The 12351-nt window shown below is 40.2% G+C and carries 12 protein-coding genes; 5 read left to right on the top strand and 7 right to left on the bottom strand.

Going from position 1 to position 12351, the window contains the following annotated elements; all coding sequences use genetic code 11:
- Nucleotides 1-320 precede the first annotated feature (320 nt).
- The gene (locus V7K76_RS13000; protein WP_334776267.1) at nt 321-488 is read right to left on the bottom strand and encodes a CopG family transcriptional regulator; all 168 of its coding nucleotides are present in this window, start codon (nt 486-488) and stop codon (nt 321-323) included.
- Between the two features lie 357 nt (nt 489-845).
- Between V7K76_RS13000 and V7K76_RS12995 the strand changes: the two genes are divergently transcribed.
- On the top strand, nt 846-1052 hold the full coding sequence (locus V7K76_RS12995) for a hypothetical protein (protein WP_334776268.1): 207 nt from the start codon (nt 846-848) through the stop codon (nt 1050-1052).
- Nucleotides 1053-1232: 180 nt separating this feature from the next.
- Complete coding sequence (locus V7K76_RS12990) at nt 1233-2432, top strand: acyl-CoA dehydrogenase family protein (RefSeq protein WP_334776269.1); 1200 nt, start codon at nt 1233-1235, stop codon at nt 2430-2432.
- A 113-nt stretch (nt 2433-2545) separates the two neighbouring features.
- On the opposite strand, the gene V7K76_RS12985 is transcribed toward V7K76_RS12990, so the two are convergent.
- From V7K76_RS12985 to ssuD, 6 genes are all read right to left on the bottom strand, one after another.
- The gene (locus tag V7K76_RS12985; protein ID WP_334776270.1) at nt 2546-3496 is read right to left on the bottom strand and encodes a D-2-hydroxyacid dehydrogenase; all 951 of its coding nucleotides are present in this window, start codon (nt 3494-3496) and stop codon (nt 2546-2548) included.
- A 109-nt stretch (nt 3497-3605) separates the two neighbouring features.
- Complete coding sequence (locus tag V7K76_RS12980; protein ID WP_334776271.1) at nt 3606-4553, bottom strand: D-2-hydroxyacid dehydrogenase; 948 nt, start codon at nt 4551-4553, stop codon at nt 3606-3608.
- A 122-nt stretch (nt 4554-4675) separates the two neighbouring features.
- Nucleotides 4676-5173 carry a GNAT family N-acetyltransferase gene (locus V7K76_RS12975; RefSeq protein ID WP_335029807.1) on the bottom strand — a complete coding sequence of 166 codons (498 nt, stop codon included), beginning with the start codon at nt 5171-5173 and terminating at the stop codon, nt 4676-4678.
- Nucleotides 5174-5429: 256 nt separating this feature from the next.
- A complete protein-coding gene (locus V7K76_RS12970; RefSeq protein WP_334776272.1) occupies nt 5430-6200 on the bottom strand; it encodes an ATP-binding cassette domain-containing protein in 771 nt (256 codons plus the stop codon).
- Between the two features lie 47 nt (nt 6201-6247).
- Complete coding sequence (locus tag V7K76_RS12965; protein WP_334776273.1) at nt 6248-7081, bottom strand: ABC transporter permease subunit; 834 nt, start codon at nt 7079-7081, stop codon at nt 6248-6250.
- A 130-nt stretch (nt 7082-7211) separates the two neighbouring features.
- A complete protein-coding gene (gene ssuD / locus V7K76_RS12960; protein ID WP_334776274.1) occupies nt 7212-8360 on the bottom strand; it encodes an FMNH2-dependent alkanesulfonate monooxygenase in 1149 nt (382 codons plus the stop codon).
- 430 nt (nt 8361-8790) lie between these two features.
- On the opposite strand from ssuD, the gene V7K76_RS12955 reads away from it, so the two are divergent.
- The 3 genes from V7K76_RS12955 to V7K76_RS12945 all read left to right on the top strand — a co-directional run bounded on the left by V7K76_RS12955 (nt 8791) and on the right by V7K76_RS12945 (nt 12341).
- On the top strand, nt 8791-10362 hold the full coding sequence (locus V7K76_RS12955) for a hypothetical protein (RefSeq protein ID WP_334776275.1): 1572 nt from the start codon (nt 8791-8793) through the stop codon (nt 10360-10362).
- A gap of 230 nt (nt 10363-10592) precedes the next feature.
- On the top strand, nt 10593-11303 hold the full coding sequence (locus V7K76_RS12950; protein WP_334776276.1) for a TVP38/TMEM64 family protein: 711 nt from the start codon (nt 10593-10595) through the stop codon (nt 11301-11303).
- 3 nt (nt 11304-11306) lie between these two features.
- A complete protein-coding gene (locus V7K76_RS12945; RefSeq protein ID WP_334776277.1) occupies nt 11307-12341 on the top strand; it encodes a glycosyltransferase family 2 protein in 1035 nt (344 codons plus the stop codon).
- The last annotated feature ends 10 nt before the right edge of the window (nt 12342-12351 follow it).

Here is a 12351-nt window from a genome sequence, read left to right as displayed (position 1 = left end):
GGGCGTCTCGCCCGCCCTATAGACTGGGCGCTCATGTTGCCCACCCCACAAAATTAGATAATTTATTTCTTGGAGTTCCCATAGCCGCGAATTTTAGTCGCCAGGGCAGACTCCAAAAAACCGCGATCGCCACGTCGAATAGGCAAAAGTCAGAGTGGAGACTTTCTCCGCTCTGAACTTTGTAAGAGAGTGTTTTTATTTAAATCCCCTAACTTTAGCTATGAGGATTCACTGTTAGCTGATAACTGTTAAGCACTATATTTCATTCACAAATTGAGATAGATGTACTTACCCTGGTTTTATTTTTTGTACAGCGTGATTTACGAGAGTTCAGAAGCTTTTTCCTCTTTAGAAGAAAGAGAGCGAATTAGCTCCCGAATTACATCAGTCGCAGGTCTTCCCGTTATTGAACAGTATTGTTCAAGCTTCTGTGCCTCGGTTGAGGTAAGGTTGATGGTAAGTCGTTTAGCAGCCCATTTTTTATTCATGTATTAGACAAGCTATGTTTTTAAACTACTTCTCTAATATCAATCATGTAGACTGCTACTACAATGGTATAACTAACGACATTTCATTCAAGTAATTGTGAAGTTGGATAGGATGTTTTCCTCAGCAATTAGTGAAGAGGTCTATTATCTTGTAAAGTATAAAGTTTAGCTACTTTCCAGGCAGTAATTATAAATTAAATGTAAAAAATATTAATATATATCAAGTAAAAATAAGTATTATCACATAACCTTTAACGAAACTGTTAGCAAATTGATCGGCGATCTAACCCATCAGCCCAAATTCATCATAGAGGTTGCTTTGAACAAGAGAGGTAGGAGGGCGTTGCTGATTGCGGTATGAAAAATAATTTTGCGTTATTTCAAAATCCTTGTAGAGACGTTGCATTGCAACGTCTCTACATCCAAATTCATACCTTGATTCAGCAACACAATGATTTGTTCAGATATGGAGCGATCGCAGAATCTTCTAGTTGGCTTGCTCTGTGGAAACCGTTTATGTCATACTTACGAAGCTTGCATCTACTAAAATCCGATCGATTTTAAGTAGTATTGTTAACGATCGCCAAAAGACCTGAGATCGAGATGAACAAAAGAAAGCAGGATTTAGACTACAAGTAGTTGCGATCGCTTAACTTCGATGGAAGCATCTACAAGTTTGCAGAAAAATCAATTTTTCGCGGGATGAGATTCAGTAGTAGTAAAGTGAGTTTTAAAGGAGAATTTATGTCACAGTTGAAGCAAGCAGTGCCAAACACCTTTGTAGCCAAAGGCTTAGAAACTCTCCCCAATATTTTTGAGCGAGTTGAGGCTCTAGCCAAGGATTTTGCCACCCGTGCAGGGGTACATGACAAAGATGGTTCCTTTCCCTTCGAGAATTTTACTGCTTTGCATGAAGCAGGGCTACTTAGCCTGACCATCCCGCGTGAATTGGGTGGTCAGGATTTGGGGCTGCCAGCTATCTGCCGAGTGATTGAAGGGATAGCGCGTGGCGATGCTTCCACCGCATTAGTACTGACAATGCACTACCTTCAACATGCCCATGCGTCCCGTAGCCGTCGCTGGCATCCAGAAGTATATAAGCGGCTGTGTCGTGAATCAATCGAAGGTATTGCCCTGCTGAATGCTGCCCGTGTTGAACCAGAGTTAGGAACCCCAGCTAGAGGCGGATTGCCTGCGACAATTGCCGAACCAACAACAGAAGGCTGGCGTTTAACAGGACATAAGCAGTACACCACAGGCAGTCCCATTCTCAGTTACTTTGTTGTTTGGGCACGGACAACTGAGGATGAACCACAAGTTGGAAGTTTTCTGGTTCCGCGCGATCTGCCAGGTTTGCAAATTGTCGAAACCTGGGATCACTTGGGAATGAGGGCTACAGGTAGCCACGATCTCATTTTAGAGAATGTATTAATTCCCTCAGAGTATGCTCTCAGTATCAGTCCTATATCTGCTGCACCATCCTTTGATCCGCTAATTTCCACTTGGGGTAGTTTGACAGTGAGTGCCTTATATCTCGGTGTGGCTACTAGTGCGCGAGACTGGCTCACTAAATATCTTTGGGAGCGATCGCCTTCTAATCTTAAAGAGCCACTGGCAACTTTGCCCCGCTTCCAAACTGCTGTAGGTGAAATAGAAGCACTCTTGTTTGCTAACAATAGATTGATTTATAGCTTGGCTGAAGATATTGACAAGGGCGAGTATGAGCCAAATATCGGATTACAAGCACAAGCTGTTAAATATCTCACCACAACTAACTCAATTCGTGCTGTGGAGATTGCCTTAGAACTAACTGGTAATCCTGGTCTATTAAAGAGGAATCCTTTAGAGCGACACTACCGTGACGTTTTGTGCAGCCGTATCCATACACCGCAAAATGATGTTATTTGCCAATCTTTAGGGAAGTCGGTGCTGAAAGTTAAGTGATCGGGGACTGGAGAGGCGTAAGGGCAGGGAGCAGGGAGCAGGGAGCAGGGGAGAAGAATTTTCCCCTCCGCTCCCCGCACCCTGCCCCTCTGCCTCTTCCCAATGCCCAATATTTAGTATCCAGCTTGCTTATCTACGACATTCCGCAAAGGCTGACCGGTTTGGTAGCGTTTGAGATTGTCGATAAACAGTTGTGCTATGCGTTCTCTTAGACGTGGCGATAAGGCTGAACAATGGGGTGTGATAAAGGCATTTGGTAGCGACCATAAGGGACTTTCCGGTGGCAGAGGTTCGGTTGCAACTGTGTCTAATCCAGCGCCAGCAATCCATCCTTCACGTAATGCGGTGATTAATGCAGCTTCATCTACGATCGCACCACGAGCAATATTAATTAGGTAAGCAGACTGACGCATAGAGCGCAATGCAGCTTCATCAATCAAACCTTTAGTTTCTGGAGTTAATGGTGTAGCAAGAACCACATAGTCTGCTGTGGGGAGGAGCGATCGCCACTCATCAGCACCCACAACCTTATCAAAATTCGGTAGGGGTTCGGGATGGCGGCGACTACCCCAAACTGTGACTCCAAAAGCTTTAGCACGAGATGCGATCGCTTGACCAATATTCCCAGTGCCGAGAATTAATAAAGTCGCGTCTGCCAACTCTTCGAGAAATACTCCCCTTACCCAAGTGTGTTCATCTTGCAAAGTTTGCAATTTTCGCAGATTCTTGGCGTGATACAGCATGAATGCCAATACAAATTCTGCAATTGGAATTGCGTGAACTCCTGCGCCATTAGTGAGGATAATATCCTTTTGCAAAAAAGTTGGTGTGAGGATATGATTCACGCCAGCGCTTGGTGACTGTTGCCAACGTAGCGCGGGTGCTGCTGTCAGTACTTTGTCAAGGGTAGAAGTTTTTAGGTAAAATCCGTTGACATAAACTTCGGCATCACTGGCATCACCATCAAGATTACCTTCACTATCCACCTCCACAACATCTACATTAGATGGTAGGTGTGGCTCAATATCTGCAATTAGATGATCTGGTAAGATTAGTTTCACCATTTGCTACTCCCTGATTTCATTTTGGATTTTGGATTTTGGATTTTGGATTGTGCAACCCAATCGGCAACACCTCTTCATTTTGAATTTTGAATTTTGAATTTTGAATTGTTTAGTATCCTGCTTCTTTGTCTACTACATTTCGTAATGGTTGACCAGCTTGGTAACGCTTGAGATTATCGATAAATAGCGCGATTGAACGCTGTTTACTTTTTGGGGAATGACCGGAAGTATGGGGTGTGATGAAGATGTTAGGAAGTGACCACAAAGGACTTTCTGGTGGTAACGGTTCAGAGTTAACTGTGTCTAATGCTGCACCTGCAATCCAACCTTCTGTAAGCGCTTTGATTAATGCCGATTCATCAACTACGCCACCACGAGCAATATTAATTAGGTAAGCATGATTTGGTAGCGATCGCAATACAGATTCATCAATAAATTCTTTGGTTTCGGGAGTTAGGGGTGTTGCAATAACTAGATAATCAACCTCTGGTAGGAGCGATCGCCATTCATCAGCACCCACTACTTTATCAAAATTGGGTAACTCTTGGGGATGACGGCGACTGCCAATAATTCTTAAGCCGAAGGGTTTAGCACGGGCGGCGATTTCTTGGCCGATACCACCAGCGCCAAGAATTAGCAAGGTTGCATCTGTCAACTCTTGGATAGCAAAGCCTCTTTTCCAGTGACGTTCCGCCTGTAAAGCATATAATTCTGGCAGGTGTTTGGCATGAGCCAGTATATAAGTAATTACAAATTCTGCGATCGGAATTCCATGCACTCCTGCCCCATTTGTGAGAATAATATCTCTCTTCAAATAAGTTGGTGTCAGGATGTGATTCACCCCTGCATTTGGTGCATGATGCCAACGTAATGCCGGTGCTGCTTCTATTATTTTATGCAGCGTCGGACTTCTGGATAAAAACCAACTGAAATAAACTTCAGCATCGCTTGCATCGCCGTCTAAATTTCCTTCAACATCTACCGTGACAACCTCTGTATTAGGGGGTAGATGAGGCTCAATGTCAGCAACGAGATCGAGCGGTAAAATCAGCTTCATTGTAGATTACCTCTTAATTTATTTACAGAGCTATCTTTAGAAATTGTCTCTGTTTAATTAAAAAATACCTTTTTTTCTTAGTCTAAATTATGATATTTAGGAAGAATTAAGATATTTTATTTTTATTTAATCTGTAAACGCATAAGCTCCAGATCAAAATATTGATGATTAGATTTATATGCCATTTCCTCTATTCCATATATTTGAAAACCCAATGATAAATAAAGTTGTTTTGCTAAAAAATTATTTCTAACAATATCAAGTAATAATATTTCTAACTCATTAATAGCTTTTGCTTTTTCAATTAATTCATTTAGTAATAATTTACCTATGCCTTTTCCTCGATATTCTTGTTTAACATACATACCACTAATATATGCTTTATGCCTGAGTTTTATTCTTGATTCTTGGTGAAATGCGACTATTCCAATTAACTTTTTATCCTCAAAACAGCCCAAAATAAAGTTATTATTATTTACTGGTATTCTATCCCGAAATTGTTCTATCGTCTTAATTTTTTCTTCATGATACGATGTACCAAATGAATCTGGATTTTTATATAAAGCTTCTAATCTGATCTGTCTATAATCTTCTGCATCATACTTTGTTAAATTTCTGATTATCGTTAGATTAAATATAAATAATAGATATTGATGTTTATTTTCAATAAATCTATATAAGTTAATAATTATTATCTTTTACTTTGTCTAGTTTGTACCCAGAACCTCATAGAGGAGAGTTGAAAGTTATTTTAAGTATTCATAAATAATTTTCGATTCCTATAGCTGCTTTTCAAGATAAAGTTTTAATCTCGAAGTAGCCTATTTACCGCAGCTACCTCAAGCATTCTATTAATCAACTAACGAAAGCTAAATCTCAAGTACTCAACTGCAACAATTGACTATTTGACTGAGAACTTTCATTGCTCATGACTCGCTCTAAAACGGCTTCTCTGATATTGATAAATACTTCGCTACTTCGATCTCGTGGGCGTGAAAGTCTCACAGGTAAATCGACAGAAATCTGTCCTTCATCAATTACTATCACGCGGTCTGCCAACGCCACAGCCTCTTCCACATCATGAGTAACCAAAAAGGCAGTAAATCTCCGCTCTTGCCACAAATTTTCAATCAAACCCTGCATCTCTAAGCGAGTTAGAGCATCCAATGCTCCCAAAGGTTCATCTAACAATAACAAACGGGGTTGACTAACTAATGCTCTTGCTAATGATACCCGTTGCCGTTGTCCACCAGACAAAACATAAGGCCACTCATCAGCCCGATCTTTGAGTCCGACTTTATCGAGTGCCCACAAAGCTTGTTCACGCCAATCACCTTGCAAGCCTAACCCTACGTTTTGGATAACGCGCTTCCACGGTAACAAACGGGGGTCTTGAAACATCACTCTTACAGAACCGCTGAGTCTACGCAGTGGTTCTCCATCTAGTAGTATTCCGCCGGAAGTTGCTTTATCTAATCCTGACACAAGACGCAATAAGGTACTCTTACCACAACCACTTCGTCCGACAATAGCGACAAACTCACCTGCTTCAACTTCTAAATTCAACGAGTTTAAAACAGTTTTTTTGCTAAAAGCTTTCGTCAAATCCAAAATGCTTAGTTGTGTACCCTGTACATTTGAACTCACTTGCAAAACCTCCTTGTTTACAACAATTGGAATTTAACTACTTACATTTATGACTTTTGATAGTTGGGGTTCCAAGCCAAGAATTTTGTTTCTAATCCTCTGGCAACGGCATCTGCTAATTTACCCAGCAGTGCATAAATTACAATACTCAAAACCACAACATCGGTTTGCATAAACTCACGGGCATTCATTGCCATATAACCAAGGCCGGAATCTGCCGCAATCGTTTCTGCCACAATTAGTGTCAGCCACATAATCCCCAAGGAAAAACGGACACCAACAAGAATTGAAGATAACGCTCCTGGAAAAATGATTTGCCACAGAAGTTGTGGTGTTTTTAATCCATAAACTTTTCCCATTTCAATCAGTCCAGGGTCAACACTACGGATGCCATGAAATGTATTGAGATACAACGGGAAAAATACCCCCATAGACACTAGAAATAATCTAGCTTGATCGCCAATACCAAACCAGAGAATTACTAGGGGAATTAATGCCAAATTGGGGATAGTACGGAGCATTTGCAAGGAACTATCCAATAACTTTTCTGCTACGCGGGAAAAGCCATTGAGTAATCCCAAACCAAAGCCAATACTGCCACCAACGATAAAACCAGATATCGCCCGCCCAGCACTAATTCCTATATTTTGGAACAGTTCTCCAGTTGATCCTAGTTTAATTGCAGTAGCGATTACACCACTTGGTGCTGGTAAAATTCTGGTTGAAAGTAAACCAGTTCTGGAAGCAAGTTCCCAAAGAACTAATGTGGTAATAGGCACAATCCAAGGAACTATCTGCTGGAATTGTTGATTTTCCCACAATTCGTTCAGGAATATTGGATTGTTGTTATTGCTTTTGGTGCGTTTAAGGGTAATAGTCATGGAATTTGGGATTTTAGATTTTAGATTTTCCACAAGGATGAATCTAGAAGCAGTAAATTTCGGATTTTAGACTTTAAATTTGGCGTTTTTACTTAATCCAAAGTTCCAAATCCAAAATCTAAAATTGGCATCATGAAGCACTCGTTAGTTGTTTTGTAAATTTTTCATTGGCGATGATATCGCCAACAGGACTCAAAACTGGTGGTGTTAAAGGTGCAGGTTCGTTCTGCAAAGGTAGACGTGGAAATAATAATTCAGCAGTGCGATACGCTTCTTCTAAATGGGGATATCCAGAGAAAACGAATGTTTCTATCCCCAAATTGCGATATTCCAGCATCCTCGCGGCAACGGTGTCGGGATCTCCAACTAGGGCAGTACCAGCACCACCCCGCACCAATCCAATTCCTGTCCACAGGTTGGGGCTAATCTCTAAGGTTTTTCGACTACCGCTATGTAGTTGACTCATGCGCCGCTGTCCTTCAGAATCAGAACTAGCAAGGTCTTTTTGAGCTTTAGCGATCGCATCCTCATCCACATACTTAATTAGCTCATTAGCCGCATCCCAAGCAGCTGACTCGGTTTCTCGCACAATTACATGCAGGCGAATCCCAAAACTGACTGTTCTACCTTGTTGAGCCGCTAATTTGCGGACTTCGGCAATCTTTTGAGCCACTTGCTGCGGAGGTTCGCCCCAAGTCAGGTAAACATCAATATGTTTAGCAGCAACCTGCTTGGCAGCAGCAGATGAACCACCAAACCATAAAGGTGGATAGGGTTTTTGCACTGGTGGGAATAAGAGTTTACCGCCTTTGATATCCAGGTATTTTCCCTGAAAATCGATTGTCTCCCCGCTGACGATACCCCGCCAAACTGTTAGAAATTCGTCAGTTAAATCATAGCGATCATCATGACTAAGATGCAGGCCATCCCCAGCCAGTTGTACAGGATCTCCACCTGTCACCACATTAATCAACAATCTTCCTTTAGAAATCCGGTCAAATGTTGCTGCCATTCTTGCAGCAGCACCAGGGGAAGTAATGCCTGGACGAATTGCCACCAGAAATTTCATCTGCTTAGTGACAGATATAAAAGCAGCAGCAGTTATCCAAGCATCTTCACAAGAACTTCCTGTGGGTAACAATGCGCCCGTGTAACCTAAACTATCAACAGCTTGGGCAATTTGCTGCAAATAATCAGGTGTCGCAACACGAGAGCCAATATCTGTGCCTAAATAGCGTCCATCATGAGATCCAGTAGGAATAAACCAAAGAATTTGCATCTGTGTCAGGCAGGGTAAGGGTAAAGTCTACGGTAGCTCGACCGAATTACCGTAGTTTATAGTCAGTATTCTACAGGAAATTATTTAAAACGCCAGTATAGATTAACGATTCATAAAGAATAACTGCCCACAAAATTGACTTTTTCACAGGCAGTTCTGATAATCATGACACTTTTGTTGCAACAATGGCTGTCGTGAAGAATACAAGTTTTGTCTAGAAGTTTATAAAGTTCGCTCCACAAGGTCTGTGCTTGAATAAAAGATACAGCGCTTCTGGCTATTATGCAATACAGTTTTTCTCCTTGCCCCTCGTTTAAGGGCTGGTGTTATTATCTAGCATCCATAGATGATGTAGATGATGTTTTTGTCAATGCGTAAGTCGTCCTACTCTTTATGGTAGAGTTACACTGAGGCTCTCTACTGAACAGTTATGAAACAACAAAACAATAAAATTGTATTAGTTTTAGTTATGTTAGTAGGAATGGCTAGTCTTTTTTACTTAAACATCGTATATAAAGATACATTAGGAGAGAGAGATAGCTTCCGGATGGCAATGGGTATTATTGACTCAATCACATCTAATAAACCATTAGGAAGCAGTATGCTTTATGGTCGTGATATCTCTTTTGCATACTTTGTATTGTTAGATTTTTTTAGGCCAATTTTTAAAACAAATTTGGCTCTGATAATTCCTTTTATGAACTATATAAATGCCTTGAGTGCTATTTTTATGGTTATACCTTTCTTCTTTTTAGTTAGGAGATATTGGGGAACATCCGTAGCCTTATTAGCAAATATATTACTAATGTTTATCCCAGTTTGGAGGGTAACTGGTCAATATGGACATCCCATGACTGGGGCGATATTATTCATGTTCATAGGATTAGCCTTAATTGGTTATCGTTCCATCCTAAAATCAATGAGGTTAGGATGGAAGAAATTAATATTATTAGACGTATTAATTATTGGTAATTTTGCTTTATGTTTAATGTTCAGGATGGATGCAATACTAATGTTTCCTCTGATTCCAGCCTGTCTTTTTCTCGAAAATTATCCTTTTAATTTTAAAAAGATTGTTTCTTTTTCTATTTTATATAGTTTTTTACCAGTAATTGTTTTTAAAGTAATGCAATCTCAACTTCCATATATTGAAAATAGTAATGGAATATTTGACCAACTTTTATTATGGAATAACCCTGTTAGATACGTTGATAATTCTTTGTCGGGTACTCTACGGGTAATTTGGGGCTTGAATCCTTTACTTTGTTTGATATTTTTGCTCTCCTGCATATATTTAGTGTATAAGAAACATAGTTATTCATATCTCTTTTTTATCTTACCAACAGTCTTATTAAATTACATATTTTGGCTACCAAATCCTACTCCAGCCCGTCATTTTATATATTTATCTCCTGTTGTAGCAATTAGTATTGCAATATTCTTAGTAAATATTTTTCCCACAGTAAAATCCTTTGTAAAAAACAATAGAAACACAGGAGTAACGCTCGCAGTAATTTTAATAATTTCTGTTTTCATAAGCTATCAATATTCCTATTCTGCGCCAATGTCAAAGAAATACTCTTACACAGTGAGACAACTTGGTAACGAATTACAACAATTAGAGCCGAAAGATCAGCCAATTTTTGTAATTGGCGATACGATTCCGGCAGTGGTTCAAATGCAACTTCTGTCAAAAGATACAACAGTTGTGTATAAAAAAACGAATATTCTTACAGATGAGGATATTGAAGCTCAAGAAAAATCTGTTTTTAAACCTAAACCTACATACATATATGTAATAGTTGTAGAAAATCAAAAAAATAAGTTTATATGTTATTTCCAAGGTTGGAAAGCAAAAATAAACGAAATCAAGAGATTTTTCACAGAAACAGACGAATATGATCGAGGCTATCTTGTATTAAATATCTTAGATAAAGATGCTAGGAAGATTGATATTGAACCATCTAGCTTGTCTAAGAAGTTTGAGATTTTAAAATTGTAATTATAAATTTATCACCTTAAATAAAGAGATAAAAAAAAGAGATAAAAGATGGTTTTGAAGATTAGTCTGAAGGCTGTATTATTTAACTTCCTAAAGTAGCAAATAAGTTCACTTATGCTTTAAGTCATTAATTTACTCTGCCTTCCAGAATCAAGATTTTCAAGAATTAATGAAAGGGCAAACGGAAAGAAGTTAGGTTGTGTTAGAAAAAAAGTAGGAGTAGAGTTCTAGTGTGGAACTTAAAAACTGGTATTTTATTACTCACATTGGGTTGCATTATTGCGACCGGTATAGCAGTATATCTTCTTGGTGGCGTTGAACCAGCACAAATTCAAGCTTTGCTGAAATCTTCTGGTATCTGGGCACCTGTTATTTATGTTGCTTTGTATGTTGTGGCAACTATGTTAGTTTTACCCTCAACAGTGCTCAATTTGACTGGAGGTGCAATTTTTGGGCCTTGGCTGGGCACTGTCTGGACTAGTGTTGGAGCTGTCATTGCAGCAATAATTGCCTTTGTTTTTACTCGTACTATTGGACGGCAAACAGTTGCAAAACGACTAGCAGGACGCTGGCAAGCTATGGATGCTGAGGTGCGTCGTGGAGGACTTTTTTATATGTTTGCCATCCGATTAGTACCGATCATGCCCTATGGATTGGTCAATTTCGTCGCTGGACTAACGTCTATCAGCTTTAAAGATTATGTTCTTGGTACAACAATTGGTACTGTTCCTAGTGTCTTACCTTTTGTACTATTAGGTAGTTCTGGTTTGAAAGCAGTTAAGACAGGTGATTTGCTGCCGCTAGTACTCGCCTTGGGCTTAACTGGAATATTGGTAGCGGGGTCTACTTGGTATCGGCATCGTCGTACTTTTCCTAAAAAAGCTATAGAAAGCCTTAAAAAAGCAGACTCGTCAGATCACATTAACCCGGATAAGAAATAAACTATGCTACCAAAGTATTCATTTGTTATTCCCATTTATAACGAAGAAGAAATTATTCCGGAATTGTACCGCAGGCTGAGTGCGGTAATGAACCGAATGGATGGTCTTGTCGAATTAATTTTAATCAATGATGGTAGCCGCGATCGCTCCCTACAATTACTGCGAGACCTCCATCAACAAGACCCGCGCATTTGCTACTTGAGTTTTGCTCGTAACTTTGGTCATCAAATTGCAGTTACAGCTGGTCTTAATTTTGTTCGGGGTCAAGTTATCGTCATCCTGGATGCTGACCTACAAGACCCACCAGAACTTATCCCCGACATGGTTGAAAAATGGCGACAGGGCTATCAGGTCGTCTATGCTCAACGTACTCAACGTCTCAAGGAAGGATGGTTTAAGCGTTTTACTGCCTATTCTTTTTATCGCCTCCTTAAGAAGCTGGCAGATGTAGAGATTCCTACTGATACTGGTGATTTTTGTTTAATGGATCGGCAGATCGTAAATATTCTTAATTCTATGCCAGAACGCACCCGTTATATTCGTGGTCTACGTTCTTGGGTGGGCTTTCAGCAAACAGCAATTAGGTTCGAGCGCGATCCCCGTTTTGCTGGGGAAGTTAAATATACTTTTAGCAAATCCTTAGCCCTTGCTATTAATGGTCTAGTGTCTTTTTCAATAGTGCCACTGCGATTATCAACCTACTTAGGGTTAGTAGCGGCGGCGGCGGCCATCTTAATGGCTCTATTAGTCTTGTATTGGCGTGTTTTTGTGCCCCATTCGCCTTTAACCGGGTTTACGATTATTTTGATGGCAATTTTCTTTCTCGGATCTGTCCAGTTGGTTAGTGTTGGCATCTTGGGTGAATATATCGGGCGCATCTACGAAGAAGTTAAAGCCAGACCCCTCTATACTTTGGCAGAGGTAGGTGGTTTTTATGAGAAGTCCTCCAACTCAACTAATAATTTTGACGGAGGCAGGAGGCAGGAGGCAGGAGGCAGGAGGCAGGAGGGGGAGCCACCCACAATGGGTGGGGCTTGAATCTTCCCTC

The organism is Nostoc sp., assembly GCF_036917975.1.
Classification (GTDB): Bacteria; Cyanobacteriota; Cyanobacteriia; order Cyanobacteriales; family Nostocaceae; genus Nostoc.
Note: the sequence above shows the minus strand (reverse complement) of the source record. Positions and strands in the feature narration are given on the sequence as shown.

Excerpts from the sequence above, each read along its gene's own strand:
- V7K76_RS13000 (WP_334776267.1), bottom strand. The coding sequence starts at position 488 with ATGAATAAAAAATGGGCTGCTAAACGACTTACCATCAACCTTACCTCA.
- V7K76_RS12995 (WP_334776268.1), top strand. The coding sequence starts at position 846 with ATGAAAAATAATTTTGCGTTATTTCAAAATCCTTGTAGAGACGTTGCA.
- V7K76_RS12990 (WP_334776269.1), top strand. The coding sequence starts at position 1,233 with ATGTCACAGTTGAAGCAAGCAGTGCCAAACACCTTTGTAGCCAAAGGC.
- V7K76_RS12985 (WP_334776270.1), bottom strand. The coding sequence starts at position 3,496 with ATGGTGAAACTAATCTTACCAGATCATCTAATTGCAGATATTGAGCCA.
- V7K76_RS12980 (WP_334776271.1), bottom strand. The coding sequence starts at position 4,553 with ATGAAGCTGATTTTACCGCTCGATCTCGTTGCTGACATTGAGCCTCAT.
- V7K76_RS12965 (WP_334776273.1), bottom strand. The coding sequence starts at position 7,081 with ATGACTATTACCCTTAAACGCACCAAAAGCAATAACAACAATCCAATA.
- ssuD (WP_334776274.1), bottom strand. The coding sequence starts at position 8,360 with ATGCAAATTCTTTGGTTTATTCCTACTGGATCTCATGATGGACGCTAT.
- V7K76_RS12955 (WP_334776275.1), top strand. The coding sequence starts at position 8,791 with ATGAAACAACAAAACAATAAAATTGTATTAGTTTTAGTTATGTTAGTA.
- V7K76_RS12945 (WP_334776277.1), top strand. The coding sequence starts at position 11,307 with ATGCTACCAAAGTATTCATTTGTTATTCCCATTTATAACGAAGAAGAA.